A 26,517-nucleotide genomic window follows, 5' to 3' on the forward strand; every position below is an offset into this window, starting at 1 on the left:
ATTATCTCCTCACTTTACATTCTAAGTATTCTTCCAATGTAATTTTGTTCTCATAAATATATTGTGCCACATCTTTTCCCACATATCTAATATGCCATGGCTCATATTCTATTCCGGTGATATCTTTTTTATACTTAGGATATCTTATAATAAATCCAAATTTACTACAGTTTTTTTCAAGCCATTCAGCCTCTACTGTTCCTTCTACAAAGTACCTACCTTCATTTGTAATATCTATACATAACCCAGTTTGATGCTCACTAAATCCTGGTTTAGCTACATATGCATCTGCACTTTTTTTACCTTCTGTTCTTACTCTATTGTTATATAAAATCTTCTGAGAACTATAAGACCTGTATCCCGAATTACCCATTAAAGTTATTCCTTCTTTTTTAGCTGCATTTATTAACTCTTCCAGTGGTTCTTTCATAACACCTGCTACATGCATTTCTTCATCTGTTACCCCATAAGAAAATGGTATTTCGGGTATGCTTAAATCCTTTGGTATATAATTTTTATCTAATCCATTTTTTCTATTTACTAAAACTAAAATATTATTTATATTACTATTGATTTCTTGTCCATGATTATAGCTTGTAATATCCACTGCATACAAAAATAATAACACTATTATTATAAAACCTAAAATTGATTTAAATACTCTTTTCATATCCTCTACTCCTTTTTGTTTATCTCAACTTCATTATAGAAGATATAATTTACATCAATTTAAAAAAATCCTTACGAAATCTTAAGTTTATTTATATTTTTACTAACTAATATAATATTAACACTCTAAATGTTCTAATTAACTCATCTAACTAAAATCCCCCCTTTGACGTAGCATTTGTGAAAATCACAGATATACTATATAAATACTTTTCTTTATTTATTATATAGTAATATCCAAATTCAATACACTCATTCCAACATTTCTTAGCATAAAAGAAGAAGGAGTATCCTTTATAGACACTCCTTCTTCTTTACTTATATAGTCAACCAAGCTATCATTTATTTTTAGTTTTATTGAATCTATTTCTCTTGTTTCATTTATAGTTATTTCTGATATTATCATATGAAGTAACTTCTTCTGTTGTTCTCTTGTTGCACTTTCTGTTAGAACTTTACTGAAATTCTCTAATATACTCTTTATGAATTCATACGGTATTTCTTCACTTATGTCATCTGAAAGTGTAACTAGCAATGGTTCTTTTTCCTCTTGAAGACTTTTAGCTCTCTTGTTTAGCTCATCTTTTCTCTCCTTGAACTCTTCCTTAGATATTATCTCTTCTTCATATGCTTCAAAAAGCTTAGTTTTCTTCCTATCTATCCTTTCAAGCTCCTTATCTATTCTTTCTAGCTCTTTCTTAGCTGGACTTATCTTTTTATGTCTTTCTTTATTAATGTTATTTACTATAGATTTAACCATTTTCTCATTAGAAAGTAATTCTGAAATCCTATTGAATACATACTCATTAGCTTTATCAACTCTTATTGTATTAGAATTACATACGCTTGTACCTTTATTCTTCCATGCTCCACAACAGTAGTAAGCTATTCTCTTCTTAGTTCCATCAGCTAACTTATTAGTAGTTCTTGAAATCACCATACCAGCCCCACACTTAGGACACTTTAGTATTCCTGTTAGTGGATACTCACCATCATATATTCTTGAAGGCTTACCTTTCTTACTTTCCATGATTGATTGTACCTTATCCCATAGCTTTTCATCAATTATTGCTTCATGTATTCCATCTGTTATTATTGGATTAGCATTTATATTTCTTCTTCTCTTTTCTGACCAGTTCTGTCTTACATTGTATCTAACTTTTCCTATGTATACTGGGTTAGTTAGAATTTCTCGTATTGAACCTACTGAAAAATCATTCCCTTTCTTAGTCTTATAACATAGCTTATTCAGTTGATTAGTAATAGCTTTATATCCCTTCCCATTAACATATTCATTGAAAATAAACCTAACTGCTTCTGCTTCTTTCTCATTTATTGTTAGTCTATTCTTTCTTCTTTTAGCTCCTTCTTGATTCTCAACAGGAACTAGGTCATACCCTAAAACTCTACCTCCACACCATTCTCCTGATTTTGCTTTTGCACACATCCCCATCTTTACATTTTGAGCTATTGTTCCTCTCTCAAACTCTCCTATCAATGCCATCATCTGGAATTGCATTTTTCCTGCTGGTGTACTATTGTCGAATTGCTCTGAATAAGAATTGAAAGCTATATTATTCTGCTCCAGTATATCTACTATCCTTAGAACATCTGAAAGCTTTCTACTTATCCTATTAATCTTCCAAGAAATCACCATCTGAAACTTTCTTTCCTCTGCATCCTTTAGAAGTTCCTTTAGTGCTGGTCTATTTTTTACCTCTTTACCACTTATTCCTCTATCTGAATATACCTTATAAACTGAGTAATTCATCCTATTACACCAATCTCTTAGAAGTCTTTCTTGTTCATCTATACTATATCCTTCTTCTGCTTGTTCTATTGTACTTACTCTACAGTATATAGCAACCTGTTCTATCTTATTTACTTTATCTATATTCATTTTTATTCTCCTATAATCATTAACTTATTTCTACTGAAAATATCGACACTATCGGTACTACGGTTATGACGATATTTTCTATTACAATTATTCTTTGATAGTAAGGGGTAAAGGTAGATAAGTAGATAAAAAGTTTTATTTATAAAAAATAAATTTTTATTTTTTAATTTTATTTAGCCCTACTACTTTGCCCCCTTTCCCCCAATCATTTATTACGCTCTTATTATTGGATTCATCTTGCTTCCCCGTTTTTCCCGTAATCCCGTAAGATTTTATTATTGTTATAAAAACTTATTTATTTTTAGTTCTCTTTTCTATTTATTATAGACCTATTATTTTTTTATGGGTTTGCGGGATTTACGGGAATTATACATCTTGGTGTTGATTCTGGTTCTATTTAGGACTTATTACCTTTTTCTTCAATTATTGATTTCATTGCTCTTGGACGTATGGTCGCATAGAGCTTTCACTCTTTTCTTACTTACATTCTCTTTTTATGTAACTCTTTTTACCTCTATTTAGAAATTTAATATGTCCTTACGTCCAACTTATTGATTTTCTTTACTGCTATTCAACCTAAATTAGACCTACTTACAACCTCTATCAATCCAATACTACTTTAACTAAATTCAATCTTATTTAACATCTTCCTCAACCAATTAGTTGTGTAATCTAGCTTCTTAGATAATTCTTTCAAGTTCTTACCATTATAATTTTTTATAAGATATTCTTCTATATACTCTTTAGAATATAATCTCATTGGAAAGTTTACTTGTTGACCTCTGAAATATTTATGTATTTTTAATGTATTTTCTAATCCTAGTAATTCGACTAACTCTTCGTATACTCCATTATAATCTGACTTATTCATATCTACTCCTCCTAAAATATAAAAAGAGTTAATGCTTCTTTTATTAGAAACATTAACTCTTCAATCAGATTTATAATATATATTTCACTACATCAATTAAAACAGTTGATTTAGTCTTTCTTTGTTGTTTTTATTTTGAGTGCTATTATTTATTCTCACTTTCTGAAATCTCTGTTTTCTAGTATGTTATTGTTGCTTTCTGATGTATTTCTCTTTATTTGTAGATTAGATTTTTATCTCTATCTATTGTTATGATTTTATTATCTATTGTAACTTTATTAGATTTTCTTAATTCTATTGATGTCAATTATTATAGTTATTATAACTTCTTATTATATTTAGTTCTTATCAACTTATTGAAAATAACTTATCTACTCTTTTTTATTTTTATTCTTATTGTTTATTATTACTTATAACATCTTGGTTATTCTATATGCTTTCTTTTATATTACATTTATAACGCCTTCTATTATTATCTATTATTTATTGGATTTTCTTAATTCTATTAGTATTAATTGATATAGTTATTATATCTTCTTTATTATTCAGTAACTTTAATTGTTATAATCTTTTATTTATTACTTATTATTATTGAAATTTATTAATCATTTATTTTTATTTATAATTATTCTTAATTATTTTATTATTGTATTTACTTATTCTTATTATATTTACCTCTTATTATTTATTTTATTTTTTATTGAAATAGACTTTTATTAATCTATTTCAATTCTTATTTTTTTATAAGGCTTTAGCCCCCCTATCCCCCCGTTACTCTTTCCAAGTCCCAAGTCCTTAGTTCCTATTCCCTAGTTCCAAGTTCCATTATTTTTATGTTTTATCATTTCAATTCTTTTTATTTTTGAGTGAATTTAGATTTTTCCTGTACATATTATATGTTATGACTTATCCTTGATTTCAAGTGGAATTATTGAGCCTAGGATTTCCTATGACTTCACCATCTCATAGTCTTTCATGCCTTGTTATCCTCGCTTGTATAGTTATGAAGCTATTATTTACTGATTTATCTTTATTGCTTACCATCTTATTTAGAAAACATTCAATTTATCCTCTCTTCGCAGTTTTTCATTCCTATGGCTACATTTATTCACATTTTCTAAAATATCTGTTTTCTGATGTGTTAACGTTGCTTTTTAGATGTACTTAGATTGATTGTAGTTACAGTTTTTCTATTTACCCTACGTTCAAGATAAATTACATCTTTACTTGGACTTCTTCTATTCTTTCTCCTCAATCTTATTCTCACTGAAAATATCGTCACTATCGTTACATCGACACTACTATTACAACGATATTTTCTAGTAGTTTATTATTGTTATAAAAAAAATTAGCTTATTGTTATAATATCATCACAATTAATTTATTATTCTTATTAATTGTGATGATACCTTATTTAATACTACTTCTTAGTTGTTGCTTCTATTGAAGTTGCTACAACTGTTAATACTGTTCCAAGCACCTTTATTACTGTTACTATATCCATGACTTTCTCCTCATTATCATTAATATTCCCAAGGAAATAATATAATACTTCCTTCAACTCCGTTATCTATTACATATAACTTAATCTCATCATCTATCTGAATATCTTCTAGCTCTATTTCATATGTGTATGAATATTCAGGAACTTCTTGACTTTGATTTATTACAATCTTATTACCATCTTTTCTTATCTTGAAAATTTGTAAGTAATCCAGTTCAACATTTCCTTCATCTTTTAGCTTATCAAGCATAGACCATATCATTAGTTGCAACCTTATATCTACTTCTTCATTTACCTCTCTTGTTACATATCTATTGTCTTTCTTGAACATCTTTAGTTCTCTCCTTATTATTAGTTTTTCATCTTTATCTAAAAAGTAAAAAGGTTATACCTTATTAACTAAGATATAACCTCTTAAAAATCTATTTCAGAATATAAATATTTATTATATTCATCTTCATATATGGTTTCTGGAACAAGCCCTAATAGTTCTTCAATATTATTTCCTCTAATTAAGTCATCTATTACCTCTTCTTTACTTGTTTGCTCTATCCAATATTCAACTAGTGAGTCCTTATCTATTAAGGCATCAACATGAATTGCATCATCAAGCATATCATCTAATAATTCTATTGCAATATCTTTTAGATTAGCTGAACTTTTATAAATTATGCTATAATCATCAATCATTACATAACCTTGTTCATCTAACTCATTACACCAATTAATAACATGACCTATTGATAATTCTTCTAATCCATTACATTTTAGATTTTGATACATAGAAATTATCCTGTCATCAACTTCATTTTCTCCAATTTCTTTTGCTATTTTTAATGACATACTCCAATCATTTAGGAATTCTTCCATTAATTCTTCATTGCTTATGCTGTTTATTAATTTTTCTACACTACTTATTTCTTCTGTTACTATACTCTTGTATTTATCTAATACCTTCTTAATTTCTCTTATTATATATTGCTGAATTATTGAAGAAACTTCTTCATTAACTGCAATGAATACATTATCTTTATTAAACATTTATACTCCCTCTTTCTATACTTTTATTTAAATGCAAAAAGTCTTAATCACTATTCTTATAGCAATTAAGACTTTTAGATTTTACTTATTTCTTGTTTTAACATTTCAATGAATTCTTCTGAAAATACTTTCTCTCTTATTGACTCTTTTATCAGTTCTATTAGCTCTAGCTCTGTTACATCAAGACTTCTTGGAATGTATGTTTCATCACCTCTTCTAGTTGCTTTGTATACACAGAACCTTACTTCATCTCGCTTTAGTTCTTTGATGTAGATTTTCTCTATTGAGTATGTATACTCTCCTGCTCCAACTTTTACTTGGTTTCTTATCTTGCAATATTTAGTTTCCTTTATTATCTTTTCTTCACTCTTCTTACTCATGTTATTGAACCTCCCTGTCTTATTCTATTAGAAACTTAGAAAGTTCTTCTGTTGTTACTACTACAATTGAAAAATCACTAGAAAGTAAAAATAGTGAAGAAGTCCAATTAACTCCTTCACTACACTCAATTATATCAGTATATTCTGGTATTAACCCTTGTAACTTATCTTGTTTCAGTATTTCGATATCTACGATATTTTCTGCTATAAGTACATATCCACCTAAGTCAGCTTCTATATCTCTATTTTCTCCATAATTTTCATTTAGTACTCCAATTGTTTCTCTAATACTTTCAATTACTTCCGATGGTATATTATTAACTTCTAGTAATTGATTTTTCTTATAAATTTTCTTCATCATTAACCCTCCTTAAAATATAAAAACTTCTATATGTAATCTAATTACATGTAGAAGTTTCTTAACTATAATATATATTTATATATTAAGCAGTTTTACTTTCTTAGCACCTTTTAACAAAAAACCTTTTATAAAATTTTTATTAACTCTTCAAACCATTTAAGATTCACTAAATGATGAGAAAGTGAATTTTCCATCATCTTTTTAAAATACATCTGAACACTATTATCATTTTTAATAGACTCTTCTAGTAAAAAAATTTTTTCCTTAGTTTGCTCTATTTGAATTTCTATTATTTTTTCTAAGTTCTCTTTTTTATATTCATCAAAAAATAACATTGCCCCATAAAAAGGTAAATTTATATACTCAGTTTTAGAACCATACTTAAACATTAACTTTTCAAATTCTTTATTCCCTAGTTCGGTTATAATATAATTTTGAGTTTCTCTAACATTATCTAACCTATCAACTCTTTTAATATATTTTTTTTCCTCTAATTTTTGAAGATTATAATAAAAAGACCCCTTAGTAAAATTAACTATATATTTGTAATGTCTCTCTTCCATTAATGATAATAATTCATATCCATAAGAACCTGGATTTTGTTTTATTAAACCTAAAATTAATAATGGTATCAAAATATTATCTCCTTTATATTTTTACTTTATAGTATACTACTTTTTTATCTATATTTAGTCATTATTAATTAGTGTAACTTGTGCTAAAAATTCATCATATGTTAGTTTCCCTAATGCAAAATCCATACTTTTTATATATATTTTTTCTGTCTTAGTAGGTACTCTTGAACAAATTGAATTTTCTAAATCACTTTCATTCATTAATGGCTCTAATACATGCTTTTTATTAGAAAAAGCTTCAAAATATCTTAATCCAAATTTTCTTTGAGAAATTGCATTAATATGAATACCATCAGGATTAGATGTTAAACCAGATGCAGTAACAAAATAGCAATTATCCTGTTCTAAAGCAAATCTTTCTAATTCTTTATTAATAAGATTATATTCAGTACAACTTTTTCCAAACCCTTCTTTTCCTAAAAAATCTGGTAATCCTCCAATGATAACTGGAATATTTGGGATATTTAATTCTTTTCTAAGAGCTTGAATTATTAAAAGTAATTTTTCATAATATACTTTGTAATTTCCATTATGACTATCACTTTCTCCTTGATGCCATAATACTCCTATTAATTCACTGATTTCCATAGCGAATTTAGCTTCATTTATCGCATGTCTAAAAAGTACCTTATCTGTAGCCCATTCATCTATTGAACTTCCACCTTCAGCACAAGGAATCAATCCAATAACATCATTTTGATTCTTACAGCACCATGTTTCTGCAAATGAACCTGCTAAACTTATTCCAGAAACAGGTCTATCATAATTAATAGGTTCAGTCATCATTTGCCATCTACCATTACGTAACATTTGTATTCTTTCATTATAAATTGGAGGAACTTCATTAATAAAACCTCTTCCTGCCATATTGGACTGACCTAACATTAAAACTGATTTAATCACTTTTTTCATCCTTTCTTTTATTTATCTAAAACTAACGTAATTAATAATAGTCTAATTAGACTGTTTACAATTAATTATTATAGTATAATTAGACTATATGTCAATTAAATTTCTCATATAAGTAGATATTCCTATATACCCCTACTTATATATAATTACTTTACTTAAATAAAAACTCCCACCTATATATGAATATAAGTAAGAGTCTTAATTCTTATAATAAAATTTACCTATTTACAATTTCAGTAAAAACCTCATTTATTTATGATACGGTTCACCTTTCATTATTCTAAAGCCTCTATAGATTTGTTCTAAAAGCATAACTCTAAATAATTGATGTGGGAATGTCATTTTTGAAAAGCAGAGCTTATAATTTGCCCTTTTTAATACTTTTTCAGAAAGACCTAAACTTCCACCTATAATAAAGGCTATATTGGAGTTTCCCATAACTCCACAATTTTCTATGTATGCTGCAAATTTTTCTGAAGTTAGATTTTCACCCTTCAAGTCCATAGCAATTACATACATATTATCTTTTATTTTAGATAATATGCTTTCTCCTTCTTTATCTTTAATTTGCAGCTCTTCTTTTTCAGAAGCATTATCAGGTGTCTTTTCATCCTGAAGTTCAATTATCTCTAATTTACAATATCTACTTAATCTTTTTGAATATTCATCTATTGCTTGTTTTAAATATTTTTCTTTTAGCTTCCCAACAGATATTATTGTAATATTCATAATTTCTCCTCATCAGTTTAATATTTTTGTATTATATTTAATCTTCTAGCTACTACTAAAAGAATACTTAATATAAATTTTAACCCTATATCACAAGAAGTAATTTGGAACAAATTACTTCTTTCACTATTTTTTATTATTAATTTATATAGCTATCTACATCTATAATGGTAGTACCCTTATCTACTTCCGGTTTCTTTTTCAAGTAGATTCTTAATACATCTGAATTATAAACAGCTTGTATTCTAGCTAGATCTACATTTGGAACAAAAAAATTCTTCTCTACATAATTTTTTTCTTCTAATATATTTATAGTCCTACATCTATCTTCTAGGGCATCTCTTTTTACCTTAATACTTATATGCTCATTATCATAATCAATATCTATATCTTTTTTTTCTACCCCTTCAATGGCTCCCTCAATTAAATATCTATCACCATAATCTTTAAATTCTAGATTTAATACTTCACTCTTTTCTTGACTTTCCTCTGCCTCAATAATAGTACTAATAACTTCATTATTTAAAACAGTGTCTACTATATTATTAACTAGGTCTTCATTTGATGCTAAGGTATTAAAAACTTGATTGAAAATACTAGCAAAAGCTTCTCCAAAGCCACCAATTGTACCACCAATAACATTATTGCTATTTATATTTGGAGTCCCTTGAAAGCTACCATTAAAGTTACTACTAAAGCTTCCACTAAAGCTACTACTAAAAACTCCATAAATATTATTTTCATCTGAATAAGTATTATATTGATAATTATTCATATTATTATTTGGATTTATATTTCTATTAGTAGGATTATTTAATTTGTTTAATGTATTAAATAAATCATTATTAGGAGCATTATTTAAATTATTATTTAATCCATTAACATTAGTATTATTCCCCAGCAAATTATTCATCAAAAATGGCAATATATCAAACATTATACTCTCCTATTATATTAATTCCTATATAATATAATTATTTGATATTATAATTTTTGATACAAAAACATTTTATTAATATCCTAATTCTTCATTAACAAAGATAACATGCATTCTATCCTTATCACCTTGACTTGATATAATAGTAAACTCTCTACAAATCCTATCACTTGTTCTGCAATCCATACAATACCCCACCTTTGTACAAGGTGTTAGTTTATTTAGCCTCTTTGCATTTGCTGGTCCAGATACTTGTCTATTTCTATTTACAGCTTCATCAATATTTTTTACTATTTTGTTTACTCCAGCTATTATAATTACTTTATCAGGCCCGTATAGCATAGCTGCTACTCTATTCCCATTTCCATCAACATTATATAGGTGTCCATCCTCTGTTATTGCATTACTACTTGCAAAGTAAGCATCTGCAAAAAAGCTTTCTCTAAAAACATTTTTTATTTCCTCTTTACTTAACCCTTCTTTATACCTATCTAAGAAGTTATATCTACCACTTCTTAAATGATCTATTACTCCACATTCAAATAAAGACATAGATCCTCCACAAGCAACTGTATCACCTTCATTGACTAGCTCACAAATCTTATTTATAATATCTTCCCTAGTTTCTACTAGATATCCATTCATATTATTACTTTCTAATGCTTCAATAGTTCTAAGAATTCTTTGTTCATTAACCCATTTTAAATTTTGATCCATAATTTATCTCCCCCAGATTTATTATGATTTATATATATTGATATTTCTAACAATTTTATGATATCTTATTTTAATTATTATTCTATATTGAACTTATATTTCATTAATTATCTATATAAAGTAAATAAGTGGAATGTAATCTTATATAAATTATACTGTCTTACATTCCACCTTTATTATTTTCTATTTACTTTCCACAACACTTTTTGTACTTTTTACCGCTTCCACATGTGCAAGGATCGTTTCTACCAATTTTATTTTCATTTCTTACTATTATAGATTCTCTATATTTCTTTTGAATTTCTTTTCTCTTTTCTGGTGAGAAAATTCCATCCCATTGAGATAAAGTATATAAGTATTCAGCCTTAGCATCTAACATATTGAAATAAAGCTTTTCTAAATCAACTTCTAATGTAATTTCTTCATCAGCTGTTAATGCTTCTAAATCTAAAGGATTTTTTAAACTATCATTAATTCCATCAATAAATCCCATTATAAACTCTTCAGTAGTATTTTGATTGCTAGCTAAATCCTTAATTGTACAAGTTAACTTTTCAGTATGCTTTCCTAGGATCTCTTTATATAGAGCTGTTTCTATCTTCATATATTCATCCCAAAAAGCCTCTTCTCCTCTTGCTTTTACATATTCAACTACCATATCTGTCCATTGTTTATATAAGCTCATGTTCATTCTCCTTTTTACGTGGTATATAAATTTATATAATTGATTATAATACTATAACTTCACTTGGGCTATGCCTATTTGCCATAGTTAAATCAATATCTACATTTTGCTGTATGTTATGTTCCCTTAGAACTCCGATAACAGTTTCTAAAGCTAAATCTGGATGATTATTAGTACCGCTTAAATGACCCAGGATTATTTTTTTATTTTGCTTATATCTAATTAAGTCTACTACAGCCTTACCACAATCTTCATTTGATAAATGACCTACTTCACTTAATATTCTTCTTTTTAAAGCATATGGATAAGGTCCAAATTTCAACATATTAATATCATGATTGCTTTCAAGCAATATAACTTCTGAATCCTTAATATTGTCTCTTATCTCTTCAGTATATATTCCAAAATCAGTAGTTACACTAGCCTTCTTGCCATTACTATGAATAGTATATCCAACTGGTGCTACTGCATCATGAGGAATATTAAAAGAAATTACATCTATATCTTTAATAGAAATAGTAGACCTTCTATCCATAATTTTAATATTATGTTCCTTTATTTTACCTATGCTACCTTCCATTGCAGACCAAGTATCAGCATTAGTAAAAATAGGAATATCATATTTACGAGATAATACTCCTATTCCTTTTATATGGTCTGAATGTTCATGAGTAACAAATATTCCATCTATTTTACTTGGGTCTTCCCCAATATTCTTCAGCGCTTCATCTATCTTTTTACCTGGTAGACCTGCGTCTATTAGTACTTTTGCATTATCAGAAGCAATAAAAATACTATTTCCACTACTTCCACTGTATAATGGACAAAACTTCATCTTATTATCCCCCATCAGATACTACTCTTCTACTACTCTTGTAATATCTGCTCCTAAGCTAGAGAACTTATTTTCAATATGAGGATATCCTCTGTCTATATGCTCAATTTCTGATATTTCAGTAACTCCATCTGCAACTAGACCTGCGATAACCATTGCTGCTCCAGCTCTTAAATCAGTTGCAATAACTTTGGCTCCAACTAGTTTTTCACTACCTTCTATTATTGCTGTTCTTCCTTGAACCTTTATTGTTGCGCCCATCTTCTTTAACTCATCTATATGTTTATGTCTGTTTTCCCAGATACTTTCTGCTATTAAACTCTTTCCTGGTACTGTACTTAGTAGAGCTGACATAGGTTGTTGAACATCTGTTGGGAATCCAGGATATGGAGCTGTTTTAACATTAACTCCTTTTAAATCTCCCTCAACATATACTCTAACGCTATCGTCTCCCTCTTCCACTATAGCTCCCATTTCAATTAGTTTAGCTGCTATAGATTCTAAGTGCTTAGGTATTACATTTTTTATAGTAACATCACCTTTAGTTGCTGCAGCTGCAATCATGAAAGTTCCAGCTTCAATTTGATCTGGAATAACACTATAATTACAACCTTTAAGCTTTTCAACACCTCTTACTCTTATAACATCTGTTCCTGCACCTTTAATATCTGCACCCATAGAGTTTAAGAAGTTAGCAACATCTACAACATGAGGTTCCTTTGCTACATTTTCTAATATAGTAGTTCCTTCAGCTAAAGTAGCTGCTATCATTACATTTATAGTAGCTCCAACTGTAACTACATCAAAGAATATATTTGCTCCATGAAGATTTTCTGCTTCAACAGTAACAGCACCATGCTCTATTGTTACTTTTGCACCTAATGCTTCAAATCCTTTTATATGTTGATCTATAGGTCTAACCCCTATAGGGCATCCCCCTGGAAGTTCTACTCTAGCTTTTTTAAATCTTGATAATAAAGCTCCTATAAAATAATAAGAAGCTCTCATTCTCCTAACATCATCAGTACAAGCCTCAACTCTTGTAACATCACTTGCGTCTATTTCTAAAGTATTGTTATCTATTTTATTAACTGAACATCCAAGACTAGCCAAGATTCTTTCAAGACAATGAACATCTTCAATATCTGGCACATTGTCAATAATGCACTTTCCTTCACTAGCCATTATAGCCGCTGGCAATATAGCAACCGCTGAGTTCTTTGCACCATTAATATCGACAGAACCTTTTAATGCTTTTCCTCCATTTATAACTAACTTTTCCATCCGTTTCACCCTTATCACTATTTATATATATTAATATTTCCTTTTATTTCAACTATTATCCATTGTTGTGTAACATTCTAAAAAACTTACAATAATCATTATAACATAAAATATATTTATTTAAATAGAGTTTTTTCTTCCAATAAGGCTTTTTTACTGCATCTTGTAAGAAAAGTTTTCATTATATAATCTTTCTTAATTTTCTGTAATATGTTATAATTTATAAAAAGTTTATATATGAGTAAATTTCGTATATTAATATTGATATGAGAGGCCAAAACTATGAAGTATTACTTAGTTGCATTATTTGATGATGAATCATATAAGCATTTAACTCCTATTCAAAGGAATTTATCTAAAAAATTTAGAGCAAATAGAAATTCTCCAACGCCTTATATACCATTAGAAGTCATAGAAAATCCTAATATAGATAAACTAGATGTTGTAGTGGATAAAATAGTTAAGCCTTATAAGAATTTTAAGGTTCAATTATCTCCTCATCTTTCAGTATCTGAAGCTCAAAAAACATTGAACATGAAAATAGAAGACGTTGGATATATCAAAAGATTAAATAGACTAATGAGTGATACATTAAAACTATATGGTTTTAATGTACCTGAAGAAACTGAGGAAAACCAAATGCATATTTCTCTTGCCAACCTTAATTTTATCCCAAAGGATTCTAAAAAGTTAGATGGAGAAATAAATTTAAAAGAAAAATGCGAAACTTTAAAAGTAGATAGAATTGAATTATGGAAATTCTCAAATAATAAAAGAGAAACACTAATTAAGAGCTATCCTTTAAAGAAGAACTTATACTTGTAAATATAATAAATTAACTTTATTTATGTATAATCTTAGTTACTATAGTGTATCTAAGATTATTTTTTAAAATATTTTTAAAATTATTTTCTGTATTCGTTTTCCCTCACTTTTCAATTTCAAAATATTTTTGTAAAATATAATATAGTAAATCCTTAAAAACAGGGGGATATTTATGAACATTAAAGCTTTTTTTGAAGCTCAAAGAGAAAGAAACAGTAAGATAATAATCGATGAAAGTTTAAGTGAGTACAAAATTTCAGCTAGAAAACATCTGGAATTACACACAAAACTAAGTCATCTAGCTGCTAACACAAAATGCTACAAATATTGGATTGATGAAGATATTAATTTTGATAAGGATAGTACCTTTTTAAGATATATAGATTGTTTTTCCAATATAATCTCTATTGGTATTGATAAAGGTTATGATAATGTTATTGAAGTTCCAATAAAACCAAATGATTATTGTTTAAGTGACCAATTTTTAAATTTATTTATAGATCTAAATGATTTAATAATTTCACCTTCTGAAGATCATTACATAACTCTACTTGAAGATTTTATTAGCTTAGGAATTACACTAGGATATTCAGATTCTAAAATTAGTAATGGATTTATAAATATGTAATAGAAAAGCCTTCAATGTTGAAGGCTTTTTTATTTTTATAAATAAAGTATTCTTACTATTTTATTTATAACATTTTATTATATTAACAAAAGAACACCCATTAATATACTATATACTGTAATCAATTTTAGGAGTATAGTATGTTTTCTTTTAATAAAAAACTTGAACAAAATCTGAAAGAATGTATTAAAGCGAATCCTTATAATAATTATAGGATTCTTATAAAATATAAAAGATTTCAAGATAGTATAATAAAAAAAATATCTTCTTATAAAGGAAAAGTAATTAATCACATAGAACCTTGTCTATTAATATCAGCACTCTTGAATTCAAAAGGCATTAATAGACTCTTAGAATATCCAGAAATTGAGTATATATGTTTCGATGAGTACTTATTTTTATGCGGTATAAGTGTCACTACTGCAAATAAAGCTAAACTAAATAACAAAAATATAAAGAATAAAGGAAGAGGAATAGGAGTTGCTATAATAGATTCTGGTGTTTACCCTCATCATGATTTAATAAGTCCCTATAATAGAATAGCTTCTTTTATAGATTTAGTTAATTATTATAAATATCCTTATGATGATAATGGACATGGTACTTCAATAGCTGGAATAATAGCTGCTAATGGCAATAAATCTAATGGACTTTACACAGGAATAGCACCAGAAAGTAAAATATATTCGTATAAAGCCTTTGATCAAAGTGGAAAAGGATATATTTCAGACATATTGTATGCTATGAAACTAATTTTAAATGAAGGAGAAAAAGGCAATGTAAAAGTCCTTTGCATGCCCTTCGAGCTATTAAAGTATAATTCTTTTATACAAAATATATTCAATAATATGGTTACATTAATAAATAATAAAAATATTACTTGCATTATACCTAGTGGAAGTAATATTAATCTAGATGGATCCATAACAGGCATAGCCCTTAACAATAACTGCATTACAGTTTCAGGTTATGATTCAACAGCAAATGTAAAATCATATTTATATTCATCAGTCGGACCAACAAAAAAAAGCACAAAACCTAACTTTTGTGCCGCTTGTGTAAATATAGTTTCTTTGAATAGTGATACAAATTATATATCAGAGAAAGATGGAAATAAATTATATCCTTCAAAATTAGATACTTCTTATAGTTCTTTTACAGGTACATCCTTAGCAGCAGCCTTTGTAGCTGGAGTATGTGCTTTAATATATTCAGATAATGAAAGTTTAACACCTAAAGATGTATCATCACTATTAAAAGTTTCCTGCGAACCTATAGATATTCCTAAAAATCATCAAGGTGATGGAGTCATTAATATTAAATCTATTATAAAATAAATAGGTAAATATTATATTTTATTTACTTAGTGTAACCTTAAGTATGAATATAATATTTACCTAATTTTTTATTGAACTATATAACTTGTTGGATCTACAGGTTCATCACTTACTCTAAGTTCAAAGTGTAAATGGGGACCAGTACTAAATCCAGTGTTTCCAACAGCAGCAATAATATCACCTTTTTTAATTTTGTCTCCAACTTCTACATAGCTTTCGCTTAAATGACCATAATATGTTTCCATATCATCTTCATGCTTAACTATTATTAAATTTCCATATCCTCCGTCGTTATATTGTGAATATATTACTTCACCATCCATGGCAGCAATAACATCATCTCCTATGTCTCCTGCAATATCAATTCCCTTATGGAATGAGTTCCATCTCTCTCCATAACCTGAAGTCATATATCCTCCTCTTGTAGGATGAGATAAAAAGGCCACCCCGTATTCATAAGGGTTTCTAGTACCTCTATAAATTCTCTTACTAACTTCTTCTTTTAATACTGATTGTTTTATTATTTTACTTTGTATCTCTTTATCTATATCTGCAGTAACTTCTTTTGTTATTTTATTTAATCCATTAGTACCTTCTTCTACCTTACTCTCTCCTAAGTATAAGTTGTCACTTGGGATTATTAAAGTACTTGGTTTAATCTCTAAAACATCTTCTTTAATATACTTTACAGTAATATTAATTATATCTTTGTCTTTTTTAGCTATATCATATAAAAATTTTACCACTTCATCATTAGTTTGAAGTAATTCTACATCAAATCTATTCCTCTTTAACTCTAAATTCATATTTACTTCATAAGATATAATACTATCTCTTTTTATACCCTTTTCGTTTATATACTCATTTAAAATTGATTCTTTTATATCATTTAAATTATTTTCAATAAAGGTATATCCAATTCTATCATCATTTAAAATCACTTCATATCCAAAAACCTTCCCTGTTAATGCAACTACTAAATTATCTAATATATTATCATCAGCTTTATTTTCTAAAAAGATTATATTATTAGACTTTACATCTGTATTATCATTAACCATAGCATTAACTTTTAAAGAGTTGTAGTTTAAAGTAATGATTATTGTTATTAAACTTAAGGCTATAAATTTTAAAAATTTAAAATGCCTTTCCGAGTCTTCCTTTATATTCATAATATCTCCTTTTTTTCTTAGTTAAGCAATCCATTTATTAGTTTTACCAAAAATACAAATAATATTCCTTTTTATATTTATCTAGTTATGTTGAGGCTCACCTTCCACTTTGCTATAATTAACTTATTGTAATATTACTTTTAGAAAGGTAAATGTATTTATGAGTACTTTTATGTTTAAATCTAAGCCTCTTGATTTTACTCCTGTTAGCAATATTTTCTTAGAAAAATACATGCCAAAGGCTAGAGGCGAATTTATTAAGGTCTATTTATTAATGCTTAAATATAATTTTGCAAGTGAATTTGGAGTTAACGCTCAAGTATTAGCTACTTCTTTAGACCTGTTAGAATCAGATATTATTAATGCAATAAATTACTGGCAAGAAGAAGGGATAGTTAAACTAGTCCCAATAGATAAAATGGGTAATTTTCATATAGAGTTTGTAGACTTAACTAATGATGATACTACAAAGATAGAAAAATTTGACTTAGTTGAAGAATTAACTGATTCATCCAATAGTGGTATGCTTAAAGATATTAGCCAACTTCTCGGAAGACCACTATCCCCTAGCGAAGTTGAAATATATATTAGTTGGAAAAAAGATTATAAATTCTCACCTGAGTTAATACTATTATTAATTGAATTCTGCTTATCTAAAGGAAAAAATAATTTTAGATATATAGAAAAGGTCGCATTAGCTTGGAAAGAGATGAATATTACTACTATTGAAGCAGCTCAAAGTTATATAAGGAAAAATGAAGACAAATGGGTTACTTATAGAGAAATATTAAAATTCCTAGGAATTCGAAATACAGATATTATGAAGCCTCAAGAAGATATGCTTGAAAAATGGACTTCAACTTATAATTATTCCTTAGACATAATAAAGAAAGCCTGTGATATTTGCTTCCAAAGACTAAACAGAGCTGACTTTAAGTATATAGATGGAATTTTATCAAGTTGGAACAAAGACAATTTAAGAACTATGCAAGATATAGAAAAGAAAGAAGCTTCATTTAAAAATTCATCTGCAAAGAAAAACTATAATAACCAAAAGACAAATAGTAAACCAAAACTAAGGTTCGATAACTTTAAAGGTCGTGACTATGATTATGATGCCTTAGAAAAGAAATTATTAGGATGGGATAATGATGATTAAAGGATATGAAAAAGAACTATCATTAATTTATGAAAAAATAAGAAACGATGAAAAAACTAATTTAGAAAATAGAAGAAAAGAAATAGAAAGACTTCATCCTGAAATATTAGAACTAGATAATTCAATTCAGAAAAAATCTCTTAAATTATCCCTAGATATTTTAAGAGGTATGGATGAGTCTACATTAAATAAGTACAGAGATGAAATTACGGAATTAAGATTTAAAAAATGTGAAGCCTTAGTTGAAAATGGTTATAACCAAGATTATCTAAATCTTCACTATAGATGTTCTAAATGTAAAGATGAGGGCTATATCGGAATAAATAGATGCTCATGTTATAAACAGAAATTAGTTAACCTTTATTATAAAGATTCTGACTTAAAATCATCATTACTAAATAACAACTTCGATAATTTTAATATTTCATTATTTTCTACTCACAAATTAAATGAGCAAGATAAATTCTCCCCAAGAAAGAATATGGAGAATATACTTAAATACTTAACTCAAGAATATCTTCCTAACTTCAAAAATTCAGATGATAATTTATTGTTTTATGGTAATTCTGGAACAGGTAAAACTTTTTTAAGTTGCTGTGTTTCTAAAAGCTTATTAGATTCAGGATATTTAGTAGTTTACAGAACTGTTGATGAGTTAATGAAAAATTTAAGAGAGATTAAATTAGAAAATAACTCTGTATTAGAAGATTTACTCTTAAATTGCGATTTACTAGTTATTGATGACTTAGGTACTGAGCAAATTACTGAATTTACTGCAACTGAATTCTTTAACTTCTTAAATAAAAAATTGCTTAAGAAAAGAAAAATGATTATTTCTACAAATCTTAGCTTAAATGAAATAAGTGTTACTTATACAGAAAGAATAGCTTCTAGATTAATAGGAAATTTCAAATTATATAAATTCTATAATGAAGATATTAGAATACAATCAAATTTAAGAAGAAGATAAAATGTAGGATTTTATATGTTACTTATATAAACTCAAGTTTTTTAGCTTGAGTTTATATTTTTATATTAAAATATATAATAAAAAAAAGCTTTAGAATAATCTAAAGCTTTTTTGGAGCTGGCAATAGGAATCGAACCTACAACCTGCTGATTACAAGTCAGCTGCTCTACCGTTGAGCCATGCCAGCGTAAAGTAAATTAATAAATTTAAATGGCGACTCAGAAGGGGCTCGAACCCTCGACCTCCGGCGTGACAGGCCGGCACTCTAACCAACTGAGCTACTGAGCCAATATTGGTGGAAACAACAGGGATCGAACCTGTGACCCTCTGCTTGTAAGGCAGATGCTCTCCCAGCTGAGCTATGCTTCCATATTTGGTGACTCCTAGGGGAATCGAACCCCTGTTACCACCGTGAAAGGGTGGTGTCTTAACCGCTTGACCAAGGAGCCATGAAATTTTGGAGCTGGCAATAGGAATCGAACCTACAACCTGCTGATTACAAGTCAGCTGCTCTACCGTTGAGCCATGCCAGCACAATGTAAAGTTTAAATTTTAAAATGGCGACTCAGAAGGGGCTCGAACCCTCGACCTCCGGCGTGACAGGCCGGCACTCTAACCAACTGAGCTACTGAGCCAATATGGTGGAAACAACAGGGATCGAACCTGTGACCCTCTGCTTGTAAGGCAGATGCTCTCCCAGCTGAGCTATGCTTCCATACTTGGTGACTCCTAGGGGAATCGAACCCCTGTTACCACCGTGAAAGGGTGGTGTCTTAACCGCTTGACCAAGGAGCCATATTTGTTTTTTAAAATTTAAAGTGGCGACTCAGAAGGGGCTCGAACCCTCGACCTCCGGCGTGACAGGCCGGCACTCTAACCAACTGAGCTACTGAGCCAATATGGTGGAAACAACAGGGATCGAACCTGTGACCCTCTGCTTGTAAGGCAGATGCTCTCCCAGCTGAGCTATGCTTCCGTACTTGGTGACTCCTAGGGGAATCGAACCCCTGTTACCACCGTGAAAGGGTGGTGTCTTAACCGCTTGACCAAGGAGCCATATTTATTTTCTCACAGGTTTGTTCCCGCGAGCACATTAACTATAATACATAAATTTTAATATAGTGTCAACACTTTTTAATAACTTTTTTTTTATTTTTAAATTACATTGCTATTATCCTTAGAAAACCTAGTAAAATAATCAATTTATACTAAATTAAAATCCTTAATTATTTAGTTGAAATATATTATAATCTATTATATCACAATAATAAACGCAAGTTTATCTTTATAAGGAGATTTATTTATGATTCATCATGATTTAATTATAGTTGGTGGTGGTGCATCCGGATTATTTGCTGCAATTACTGCAAAGGATCTTGGATTAGATGTAGCAATTATTGAAGGTAATGATAGAGTAGGCAAAAAAATTCTTACTACTGGTAATGGTAGATGTAATATTTCAAATAACACTATTTCATTTCCTTTCTTTAATTATCACAGTGAAAATTCTGGTTTCTTTACTAAAGCTTTATCTTCTCTTTCCGTGGAAGATACTAAAAACTTTTTTCTATCATTAGGTTTACCTATTGTTGAATTAAAAAACGGGAAATTATATCCTAAGTCACTTCAATCTTCTTCAGTAGTTGATATCCTAAGACTATCTCTAGAAGATAGAGGTATTCCTTTATACACAGAATGTAAAGTGAAAACTATCCACAAGGACAAAAAATTTAAATTATCCACAAATAATGAAGAAAAAAAGTTATTCACATGTAATAAATTACTTTTATCTTGTGGTGGAAAATCTGCTGTAAAAACAGGTTCAGATGGTTCTGGATATAACCTTGCAAAATCTTTAGGTCATTCAATAATAAATACTGTACCGGGCATAGTACAATTAAAATTAAATAGCCCTTATTTAAAGTCTATATCTGGAGTTAAATTCGATGGTTTTGCTACTTTATTAGTAAATGATGAACCTATAAGAAAAGAATTTGGAGAGATTCTATTTACTGAATACGGAATTTCAGGGCCTCCTATTTTACAACTTTCCGGCCATGCTTCTAAGGCTTTATTAAAAAATAAAAAAGTAGAAATTATCGTTGATATGATGCCTAATGAGGATTTTAAAGAAATCGAAAACTTTATAGAATGTCACTTTGGTATTTTATCTCATAGACCTGTTATTGATTCGTTAATAGGAGTCGTTAATAAAAAGCTTATCCCAACTATTTTAAAGGCTTCAAATATATCTAACCTGCATATGCCTTGTTATGAATTAACTTGGGAAGAAAAGAAAAATCTAATTAATATATTAAAAGCTTGGAAGTTTACTTGTGTAGATACTAATGGATTTAATCAAGCTCAAGTAACCATTGGAGGAATTAATACCAAAGAAGTAAAACCAGATACTCTTGAGTCTAAATTAATTAAAGATCTATATTTCTCTGGAGAAATATTAGATGTAGATGGTGATTGCGGTGGATTTAACCTACAATGGGCTTGGAGTTCTGGATATTTTGCTGCTAATAATATAGCAAAATCATAATTAGTTCACTTATATATTTATTTATAATCTATAATAAATTATCTTCTGCACTGTTATTATTTTTTTGTAATTAATAAAGGGTCTACCCTAAGGTAGACCCCTTTACTTTATCTAATTAAAATTGTGTTAAGTTAACACTTCCTCCAGCATCCAATTAACCTCGTAAGTTCCTTATTATCACTAGTTTCTATCTTATGAACAGTAACTAATGCTCCACCCTCTTCTTGTCTTACATCTGTTAATACTCTCACTTCTTGTCCATATTTACATTCCTTTTCAAAAGTTACCTTTACTTCTTCTAATACATAATTGTTAACTATATCTTCAGGTAGAGTTTCAATAGCCCAATCAACATATTTAGTATTATTCACATGATTATTTGAATCAATATCTGTATATCTAACCTTGAAGCTTTCTTCATATTTAAATTCCTCTAATCTTTCTAACTTCGGAATCTTAAAATCTCCCTTTAAGTCACCATTAACTCCATAGATCTCATATTGTTCTTCAGGTATTCTAATCATTCTTCTTTTTTCTAAATTAATCAATAGAAAAATTGCATTAGCACTAACAATTATATTGCCATTACTATCTTTTATTTCATAGTTTCTTAAAGCATAATATTTTTTAAATCCTGCAGGTTCTGTTGTTACATATAGTTTCTCTCCATACACAGGACTTCTAAAAATTTTAACATGATAATTATAGAATACCCAAGTCATATTTTGATCCAAAAGATCCTTCATACCTGATCCCAATTCTTCTGATTGTTTAGTTCCTATATCAGATAGAATGTTTATTATTGTTGACATGTTTCCCCTTAAATTCTTATCAACATCATAATAATGTAATTCGTATTCTTTAGTAAAACGCTTCCCCATAGTATCTCCTCCTATATTAAAGATTAGAACTCTGTATCTCTACAGAGTTCTAATATAGTATCTCTAGTTAAATATTAAACTCTTGCATTGATTCTTCCTAAAAGGCTAGTTTATAGGATCAATGAACCCACTATCGTCATCCTTATTATTCTCATCATTACTCTCTTGTATAGAGTTATTATTTTCTTCAATGTTGCTATTACTATCTACTTTTCTATTATCTAAATCAATATAATTATTATTTAATCCATCATAATTATTATTTGCTCCATCATAATTATAATTACTGTTGAAATTACTATAATTATTATAGCTATCTATAGGCTTGGTCCTATCTAAAATATAAATAGTTATATATGCTATTATATATATTTGTATAAGAATTTGACCAACACCAACAATAAATATTCCTAAGAATGGTACCGCTGAGAATAGACTTAATAATATTCCAATTCCTATAGTTATACCTGAAATAGCAGCAAAATGACCAACTGTAGACCAGAAATATCCCTTTCTAAATAATGAAAATGTTTCTCTTATAGAATCAGTAATATTTATATCATTAACTATGAGCATTGAATTAAATGCACCCCATAATGGAGCAATCATAACAGATATAGCTATTATTGCAGGAATAAAAATTATAAATCCTATTCCTAAAGTTAATGCTGATAATAAAACTCCCAAAATAACAAATAATACTATAGAGAAGAAAAATATTAGCCAAACCAAAACATTAAGGCCTACAACCTTCCATTTTCTTTCCCAAACATAACTATTTGCTGATCTCCAACTTACTTGATTTCCTTTATTAGCATCATCAATAATCTTAGTAATCACTGCATTAGCATAAGCTATTACCAATGAAGATATTATTCCTATAATAATAACTAAAAAGAAGCTGCCAAAACTCATCATGGCAAAAACATCTTCTATATCCATATATGAAGACATTAATGCAAATCTAAAAAAGCTAGTTAGTAATATTCCAAAAATAACACCCACTGTAACTACTGTTGCTGGAACAATAAATATTCCTATTACTTTTAATATTTCTAGTATATTATCCTTTAAAATATTAAAAGATCTTGATAGTATTTCTGAAACTGATAACCTATTATAATTTCTTGTTTCCACTTTATCACCCCTAATTTTTTTCTATAATATATATATTAATATTATCATAATAATTTACTTTTTTTATAAATTTATATAAAAATATTTCCTATTTTTATATAAACATCCTATATAATAGTTATATTTATAATATAAAAAGCTGTGTTAGATTGAATTATAATGAATCTAACACAGCTATATTTTAATAAATTTTATTTTATATTATTTTTCCTACTAGTTATAAAGTCGGCTATAAAAACTATTGCTGCGACGATTAATAATATGTTTATTAAGCCTCCACCTATTTTAAATAATAAACCTAATAGCCAAACTACAACTACTATTCCGCCTAACCATCTTAAAAATCCCATTAATTGCACCTCCTAGTTTTTATTAATCTCTTTTTTTACCTGTTTTACAGTTTCTTTAGATATACTCTTAAGCTCGTCTTTACTCTTATCTATTTTATCATCTAATATTTCTTTAATATCTTCTGCCTTATCCTTTGCATTATTAAAATCATTTTTTAAATCTGATTTAATGCTTTTTATTTCTACTTTCTTTTCATTAAGTAAATCTTGTAATTTATTTTTTCCTTTGTTTATATATTCAGTATTCTTACTTTTTATCTTCTTAAATGTTTTATTTATTTTGTCAGATTTAGAGTTCACAGTAATTCCAGTTAAGACTCCAACAGTAGCTCCTAAAGCCATTGCTAAAGTTAACTCTTTATTTCTGTGCTTCTTTTGCTCCCTCTTCTTATCATCGATAAATTTTCTTACTATTGTCATAACTGTCACCCCTTCACACTAAATTTTATTAAATTTTGTAAAATATTTTTATTTACTATATAGTAATTATTATGTATACTTTACCACTTTTATGGAAATACGTCCAATAAGTGTTATCACTTGATTTTAATTATCATTAAAATATATATGCATATCGCTCTTTTTTATCAATAATTGGTAAAATATATTGAAATAAAATAAAAAAAACCACCTTAGACTTAATAATTAATTAAATCTAAGGGGCTTAATATATTACCCTTATAGTTCTTTTGTAACTCTAATAGTTTGATCTCTTCTTGGACCAACACCTACTATAGAAATCTTAGTTCCTGTTAACTCTTCAATTCTTTCTAAATATTTCTTAGCATTTAAAGGTAGTTCATCATAACTTCTAGCTTCAGCTACTTCTTCTCCCCAACCTTCAAACTCTTCATATATTGGTTCACATTTTGCTAAATCTTTTAAACTTGCTGGGAAATAATCTATAACCTTATCGTCATATTTATATCCTACGCAAATCTTTAACTTCTCAAGTCCAGCTAATGTATCTATCTTAGTAACACATAATGATGTTAATCCTGAAACTCTTACTGTTGTTTTTAAAATAACAGCATCAAGCCATCCACATCTTCTAGATCTACCTGTAGTTACTCCATACTCGTGACCTTTTTCTCTTATCCACTCACCAATTTCATTATCTAATTCAGTTGGGAATGGCCCCTTACCAACTCTTGTTGTATAAGCCTTAGCTATTCCAACAGCATTAGTAACCATAGTTGGTCCTATTCCTGAGCCACTAGCCACTCCGCATGCAGTAGTATTTGAAGAAGTTACATATGGATAAGTTCCATAATCTATATCAAGTAACATACCTTGAGCTCCTTCAAATAAAACAGTTTTATCTGCTTTAATTTCATCATAAAGCTTAACTGATGTATCTTGTACGTATGGTCTTAATCTATTAGCTAATTCTAAGTATTCAGTAAGAATATTTTCATAGCTTAATGCTTCTCCATTTAAAACATTAACTATATATTTATTTTTAGCTTCAATATTTTCTTTTAATTTTTCTTTAAAAGTTTCCTCATCTATTAAATCACAAATTCTAATTCCAGATCTCTCAAATTTATCAGTATAACATGGTCCAATTCCCTTACCAGTTGTTCCAATATCATTTTTTCCTCTTGCTTGTTCCTTTAAATTATCTAATACTTTATGGTATGGCATAATAACATGTGCTCTATCACTTACAATAAGCTTTTCTGGTGTGACCTTAACGCCTTCACCTTCTAAGTAATCTATTTCTGTAAATAAGGCTTTAGGATCAACAACAACTCCATTACCTATAATATTCAGCTTATTATCATATAATATCCCTGATGGTATTAAATGAAGCTTATATTGCTTTTCTCCAACTTCAACAGTATGACCTGCGTTATTACCTCCTTGGAATCTAACTATTACCTGTGCTTCTTCTGCAAGATAATCAGTCATTTTCCCTTTCCCTTCATCGCCCCACTGAGCTCCTAAAACAACAAATGCTGACATAATTTGCCTCCTTGTTAAAGAACATGTATAGTTCTCTTAAAAAAATTAATACAATTAATATTAACAAAGCCAAAAAAAAGTT

General features: G+C 28.3%; 27 protein-coding genes, 11 tRNA genes and 1 pseudogene. 6 read left to right on the plus strand and 33 right to left on the minus strand.

Annotated features, from left to right (window positions below):
• Window position 1: 1 nt before the first annotated feature.
• The 16 genes from GPX08_RS15740 to GPX08_RS15815 form a co-directional block, all read right to left on the minus strand.
• A complete protein-coding gene (locus tag GPX08_RS15740; protein ID WP_156627772.1) occupies window positions 2–670 on the minus strand; it encodes a D-alanyl-D-alanine carboxypeptidase family protein in 669 nt (222 codons plus the stop codon).
• A 222-nt stretch (window positions 671–892) separates the two neighbouring features.
• A complete protein-coding gene (locus tag GPX08_RS15745; protein ID WP_156627773.1) occupies window positions 893–2,569 on the minus strand; it encodes a recombinase family protein in 1,677 nt (558 codons plus the stop codon).
• A 619-nt stretch (window positions 2,570–3,188) separates the two neighbouring features.
• Window positions 3,189–3,440, minus strand: a complete 252-nt coding sequence (locus GPX08_RS15750; protein WP_032116765.1) for a Mor transcription activator family protein — start codon at window positions 3,438–3,440, stop codon at window positions 3,189–3,191.
• A gap of 1,420 nt (window positions 3,441–4,860) precedes the next feature.
• Window positions 4,861–5,001 (minus strand): hypothetical protein, encoded by a 141-nt coding sequence (locus GPX08_RS15755; RefSeq protein WP_156334272.1) that lies wholly within the window; start codon window positions 4,999–5,001, stop codon window positions 4,861–4,863.
• Complete coding sequence (locus GPX08_RS15760) at window positions 4,964–5,275, minus strand: hypothetical protein (RefSeq protein WP_142419201.1); 312 nt, start codon at window positions 5,273–5,275, stop codon at window positions 4,964–4,966. Before GPX08_RS15760 ends, GPX08_RS15755 begins: the two co-directional genes overlap by 38 nt.
• 83 nt (window positions 5,276–5,358) lie before the next feature.
• A complete protein-coding gene (locus tag GPX08_RS15765; protein ID WP_156627774.1) occupies window positions 5,359–5,985 on the minus strand; it encodes a hypothetical protein in 627 nt (208 codons plus the stop codon).
• 74 nt (window positions 5,986–6,059) lie between these two features.
• Complete coding sequence (locus GPX08_RS15770) at window positions 6,060–6,365, minus strand: hypothetical protein (RefSeq protein ID WP_118429712.1); 306 nt, start codon at window positions 6,363–6,365, stop codon at window positions 6,060–6,062.
• 19 nt (window positions 6,366–6,384) lie between these two features.
• Window positions 6,385–6,723 carry a hypothetical protein gene (locus GPX08_RS15775; protein WP_118429711.1) on the minus strand — a complete coding sequence of 113 codons (339 nt, stop codon included), beginning with the start codon at window positions 6,721–6,723 and terminating at the stop codon, window positions 6,385–6,387.
• Between the two features lie 128 nt (window positions 6,724–6,851).
• The gene (locus GPX08_RS15780; protein WP_045144198.1) at window positions 6,852–7,361 is read right to left on the minus strand and encodes a PadR family transcriptional regulator; all 510 of its coding nucleotides are present in this window, start codon (window positions 7,359–7,361) and stop codon (window positions 6,852–6,854) included.
• Window positions 7,362–7,415: 54 nt separating this feature from the next.
• Window positions 7,416–8,264: a sialate O-acetylesterase gene (locus GPX08_RS15785; RefSeq protein ID WP_045144199.1), complete on the minus strand. Its 849-nt coding sequence runs from the start codon at window positions 8,262–8,264 to the stop codon at window positions 7,416–7,418.
• Window positions 8,265–8,522: 258 nt separating this feature from the next.
• Window positions 8,523–9,002 (minus strand): 23S rRNA (pseudouridine(1915)-N(3))-methyltransferase RlmH, encoded by a 480-nt coding sequence (rlmH, locus tag GPX08_RS15790; RefSeq protein ID WP_156627775.1) that lies wholly within the window; start codon window positions 9,000–9,002, stop codon window positions 8,523–8,525.
• Window positions 9,003–9,141: 139 nt separating this feature from the next.
• Complete coding sequence (locus GPX08_RS15795) at window positions 9,142–9,939, minus strand: Hsp20 family protein (RefSeq protein WP_156627776.1); 798 nt, start codon at window positions 9,937–9,939, stop codon at window positions 9,142–9,144.
• A gap of 75 nt (window positions 9,940–10,014) precedes the next feature.
• Complete coding sequence (locus tag GPX08_RS15800; protein WP_156627777.1) at window positions 10,015–10,656, minus strand: lactate utilization protein; 642 nt, start codon at window positions 10,654–10,656, stop codon at window positions 10,015–10,017.
• A 187-nt stretch (window positions 10,657–10,843) separates the two neighbouring features.
• Entirely contained in the window at window positions 10,844–11,341 is a 498-nt protein-coding gene (locus tag GPX08_RS15805; protein WP_156627778.1) for a hypothetical protein, read from the minus strand.
• Window positions 11,342–11,384: 43 nt separating this feature from the next.
• Window positions 11,385–12,176 carry an MBL fold metallo-hydrolase gene (locus GPX08_RS15810; protein ID WP_156627779.1) on the minus strand — a complete coding sequence of 264 codons (792 nt, stop codon included), beginning with the start codon at window positions 12,174–12,176 and terminating at the stop codon, window positions 11,385–11,387.
• A 21-nt stretch (window positions 12,177–12,197) separates the two neighbouring features.
• A complete protein-coding gene (locus GPX08_RS15815; RefSeq protein WP_156627780.1) occupies window positions 12,198–13,460 on the minus strand; it encodes a UDP-N-acetylglucosamine 1-carboxyvinyltransferase in 1,263 nt (420 codons plus the stop codon).
• A 282-nt stretch (window positions 13,461–13,742) separates the two neighbouring features.
• Here GPX08_RS15815 and GPX08_RS15820 point away from each other — a divergent pair, with 282 nt between their 5' ends.
• The 3 genes from GPX08_RS15820 to GPX08_RS15830 all read left to right on the plus strand — a co-directional run bounded on the left by GPX08_RS15820 (window position 13,743) and on the right by GPX08_RS15830 (window position 16,250).
• Complete coding sequence (locus GPX08_RS15820) at window positions 13,743–14,285, plus strand: hypothetical protein (RefSeq protein ID WP_156627781.1); 543 nt, start codon at window positions 13,743–13,745, stop codon at window positions 14,283–14,285.
• 172 nt (window positions 14,286–14,457) lie between these two features.
• Window positions 14,458–14,913 (plus strand): dUTPase, encoded by a 456-nt coding sequence (locus GPX08_RS15825; protein ID WP_156627782.1) that lies wholly within the window; start codon window positions 14,458–14,460, stop codon window positions 14,911–14,913.
• 140 nt (window positions 14,914–15,053) lie between these two features.
• Entirely contained in the window at window positions 15,054–16,250 is a 1,197-nt protein-coding gene (locus GPX08_RS15830) for a S8 family serine peptidase (protein WP_156627783.1), read from the plus strand.
• 68 nt (window positions 16,251–16,318) lie between these two features.
• Here the strand turns inward: GPX08_RS15830 and GPX08_RS15835 are convergent, their stop codons facing one another.
• Window positions 16,319–17,422, minus strand: coding sequence for a peptidoglycan DD-metalloendopeptidase family protein (locus GPX08_RS15835; protein WP_156627784.1), 1,104 nt, complete (start codon window positions 17,420–17,422; stop codon window positions 16,319–16,321).
• A gap of 160 nt (window positions 17,423–17,582) precedes the next feature.
• Here GPX08_RS15835 and GPX08_RS15840 point away from each other — a divergent pair, with 160 nt between their 5' ends.
• On the plus strand, window positions 17,583–18,581 hold the full coding sequence (locus GPX08_RS15840) for a DnaD domain protein (RefSeq protein ID WP_156627785.1): 999 nt from the start codon (window positions 17,583–17,585) through the stop codon (window positions 18,579–18,581).
• On the plus strand, window positions 18,574–19,551 hold the full coding sequence (locus GPX08_RS15845) for a DNA replication protein DnaC (protein WP_156627832.1): 978 nt from the start codon (window positions 18,574–18,576) through the stop codon (window positions 19,549–19,551). The genes GPX08_RS15840 and GPX08_RS15845 overlap by 8 nt, the downstream gene beginning before the upstream one ends.
• 112 nt (window positions 19,552–19,663) lie before the next feature.
• On the opposite strand, the gene GPX08_RS15850 is transcribed toward GPX08_RS15845, so the two are convergent.
• The 11 genes from GPX08_RS15850 to GPX08_RS15900 form a co-directional block, all read right to left on the minus strand.
• Window positions 19,664–19,738, minus strand: a tRNA-Thr gene (locus GPX08_RS15850).
• Between the two features lie 24 nt (window positions 19,739–19,762).
• A tRNA-Asp gene (locus GPX08_RS15855) sits at window positions 19,763–19,839 on the minus strand.
• Window positions 19,840–19,844: 5 nt separating this feature from the next.
• Window positions 19,845–19,920: transfer RNA gene (locus GPX08_RS15860), tRNA-Val, on the minus strand.
• Between the two features lie 5 nt (window positions 19,921–19,925).
• Window positions 19,926–20,000 (minus strand) — tRNA-Glu (locus GPX08_RS15865).
• A 9-nt stretch (window positions 20,001–20,009) separates the two neighbouring features.
• Window positions 20,010–20,084 (minus strand) — tRNA-Thr (locus tag GPX08_RS15870).
• A 25-nt stretch (window positions 20,085–20,109) separates the two neighbouring features.
• A tRNA-Asp gene (locus GPX08_RS15875) sits at window positions 20,110–20,186 on the minus strand.
• A 4-nt stretch (window positions 20,187–20,190) separates the two neighbouring features.
• Window positions 20,191–20,266, minus strand: a tRNA-Val gene (locus tag GPX08_RS15880).
• Window positions 20,267–20,271: 5 nt separating this feature from the next.
• A tRNA-Glu gene (locus GPX08_RS15885) sits at window positions 20,272–20,346 on the minus strand.
• A gap of 24 nt (window positions 20,347–20,370) precedes the next feature.
• Window positions 20,371–20,447: transfer RNA gene (locus tag GPX08_RS15890), tRNA-Asp, on the minus strand.
• A gap of 4 nt (window positions 20,448–20,451) precedes the next feature.
• Window positions 20,452–20,527 (minus strand) — tRNA-Val (locus GPX08_RS15895).
• Window positions 20,528–20,532: 5 nt separating this feature from the next.
• Window positions 20,533–20,607, minus strand: a tRNA-Glu gene (locus tag GPX08_RS15900).
• A 247-nt stretch (window positions 20,608–20,854) separates the two neighbouring features.
• Between GPX08_RS15900 and GPX08_RS15905 the strand changes: the two genes are divergently transcribed.
• Window positions 20,855–22,099 (plus strand): aminoacetone oxidase family FAD-binding enzyme, encoded by a 1,245-nt coding sequence (locus GPX08_RS15905; RefSeq protein ID WP_156627786.1) that lies wholly within the window; start codon window positions 20,855–20,857, stop codon window positions 22,097–22,099.
• 131 nt (window positions 22,100–22,230) lie between these two features.
• On the opposite strand, the gene GPX08_RS15910 is transcribed toward GPX08_RS15905, so the two are convergent.
• The 5 genes and pseudogenes from GPX08_RS15910 to GPX08_RS15930 all read right to left on the minus strand — a co-directional run bounded on the left by GPX08_RS15910 (window position 22,231) and on the right by GPX08_RS15930 (window position 26,435).
• Entirely contained in the window at window positions 22,231–22,980 is a 750-nt protein-coding gene (locus GPX08_RS15910; RefSeq protein WP_156627787.1) for an acyl-[acyl-carrier-protein] thioesterase, read from the minus strand.
• Between the two features lie 309 nt (window positions 22,981–23,289).
• Window positions 23,290–24,117, minus strand: a pseudogene (locus tag GPX08_RS15915) (hypothetical protein); the annotation flags it as partial.
• A gap of 191 nt (window positions 24,118–24,308) precedes the next feature.
• Window positions 24,309–24,467 (minus strand): lmo0937 family membrane protein, encoded by a 159-nt coding sequence (locus GPX08_RS15920; protein WP_156627788.1) that lies wholly within the window; start codon window positions 24,465–24,467, stop codon window positions 24,309–24,311.
• A gap of 12 nt (window positions 24,468–24,479) precedes the next feature.
• Complete coding sequence (locus tag GPX08_RS15925; protein WP_156627789.1) at window positions 24,480–24,887, minus strand: hypothetical protein; 408 nt, start codon at window positions 24,885–24,887, stop codon at window positions 24,480–24,482.
• A 258-nt stretch (window positions 24,888–25,145) separates the two neighbouring features.
• The gene (locus GPX08_RS15930; protein WP_156627790.1) at window positions 25,146–26,435 is read right to left on the minus strand and encodes an adenylosuccinate synthase; all 1,290 of its coding nucleotides are present in this window, start codon (window positions 26,433–26,435) and stop codon (window positions 25,146–25,148) included.
• Window positions 26,436–26,517 lie beyond the last annotated feature (82 nt).

It is taken from the genome of Clostridium tertium (genome assembly GCF_902652255.1).
GTDB lineage: Bacteria > Bacillota > Clostridia > Clostridiales > Clostridiaceae > Clostridium > Clostridium tertium_A.

Excerpts from the sequence above, each read along its gene's own strand:
- GPX08_RS15740 (WP_156627772.1), bottom strand. The coding sequence starts at position 670 with ATGAAAAGAGTATTTAAATCAATTTTAGGTTTTATAATAATAGTGTTA.
- GPX08_RS15745 (WP_156627773.1), bottom strand. The coding sequence starts at position 2,569 with ATGAATATAGATAAAGTAAATAAGATAGAACAGGTTGCTATATACTGT.
- GPX08_RS15750 (WP_032116765.1), bottom strand. The coding sequence starts at position 3,440 with ATGAATAAGTCAGATTATAATGGAGTATACGAAGAGTTAGTCGAATTA.
- GPX08_RS15760 (WP_142419201.1), bottom strand. The coding sequence starts at position 5,275 with ATGTTCAAGAAAGACAATAGATATGTAACAAGAGAGGTAAATGAAGAA.
- GPX08_RS15765 (WP_156627774.1), bottom strand. The coding sequence starts at position 5,985 with ATGTTTAATAAAGATAATGTATTCATTGCAGTTAATGAAGAAGTTTCT.
- GPX08_RS15770 (WP_118429712.1), bottom strand. The coding sequence starts at position 6,365 with ATGAGTAAGAAGAGTGAAGAAAAGATAATAAAGGAAACTAAATATTGC.
- GPX08_RS15775 (WP_118429711.1), bottom strand. The coding sequence starts at position 6,723 with ATGAAGAAAATTTATAAGAAAAATCAATTACTAGAAGTTAATAATATA.
- rlmH (WP_156627775.1), bottom strand. The coding sequence starts at position 9,002 with ATGAATATTACAATAATATCTGTTGGGAAGCTAAAAGAAAAATATTTA.
- GPX08_RS15795 (WP_156627776.1), bottom strand. The coding sequence starts at position 9,939 with ATGTTTGATATATTGCCATTTTTGATGAATAATTTGCTGGGGAATAAT.
- GPX08_RS15800 (WP_156627777.1), bottom strand. The coding sequence starts at position 10,656 with ATGGATCAAAATTTAAAATGGGTTAATGAACAAAGAATTCTTAGAACT.
- GPX08_RS15805 (WP_156627778.1), bottom strand. The coding sequence starts at position 11,341 with ATGAGCTTATATAAACAATGGACAGATATGGTAGTTGAATATGTAAAA.
- GPX08_RS15810 (WP_156627779.1), bottom strand. The coding sequence starts at position 12,176 with ATGAAGTTTTGTCCATTATACAGTGGAAGTAGTGGAAATAGTATTTTT.
- GPX08_RS15815 (WP_156627780.1), bottom strand. The coding sequence starts at position 13,460 with ATGGAAAAGTTAGTTATAAATGGAGGAAAAGCATTAAAAGGTTCTGTC.
- GPX08_RS15820 (WP_156627781.1), top strand. The coding sequence starts at position 13,743 with ATGAAGTATTACTTAGTTGCATTATTTGATGATGAATCATATAAGCAT.
- GPX08_RS15825 (WP_156627782.1), top strand. The coding sequence starts at position 14,458 with ATGAACATTAAAGCTTTTTTTGAAGCTCAAAGAGAAAGAAACAGTAAG.
- GPX08_RS15830 (WP_156627783.1), top strand. The coding sequence starts at position 15,054 with ATGTTTTCTTTTAATAAAAAACTTGAACAAAATCTGAAAGAATGTATT.
- GPX08_RS15835 (WP_156627784.1), bottom strand. The coding sequence starts at position 17,422 with ATGAATATAAAGGAAGACTCGGAAAGGCATTTTAAATTTTTAAAATTT.
- GPX08_RS15840 (WP_156627785.1), top strand. The coding sequence starts at position 17,583 with ATGAGTACTTTTATGTTTAAATCTAAGCCTCTTGATTTTACTCCTGTT.
- GPX08_RS15845 (WP_156627832.1), top strand. The coding sequence starts at position 18,574 with ATGATTAAAGGATATGAAAAAGAACTATCATTAATTTATGAAAAAATA.
- GPX08_RS15905 (WP_156627786.1), top strand. The coding sequence starts at position 20,855 with ATGATTCATCATGATTTAATTATAGTTGGTGGTGGTGCATCCGGATTA.
- GPX08_RS15910 (WP_156627787.1), bottom strand. The coding sequence starts at position 22,980 with ATGGGGAAGCGTTTTACTAAAGAATACGAATTACATTATTATGATGTT.
- GPX08_RS15920 (WP_156627788.1), bottom strand. The coding sequence starts at position 24,467 with ATGGGATTTTTAAGATGGTTAGGCGGAATAGTAGTTGTAGTTTGGCTA.
- GPX08_RS15925 (WP_156627789.1), bottom strand. The coding sequence starts at position 24,887 with ATGACAATAGTAAGAAAATTTATCGATGATAAGAAGAGGGAGCAAAAG.
- GPX08_RS15930 (WP_156627790.1), bottom strand. The coding sequence starts at position 26,435 with ATGTCAGCATTTGTTGTTTTAGGAGCTCAGTGGGGCGATGAAGGGAAA.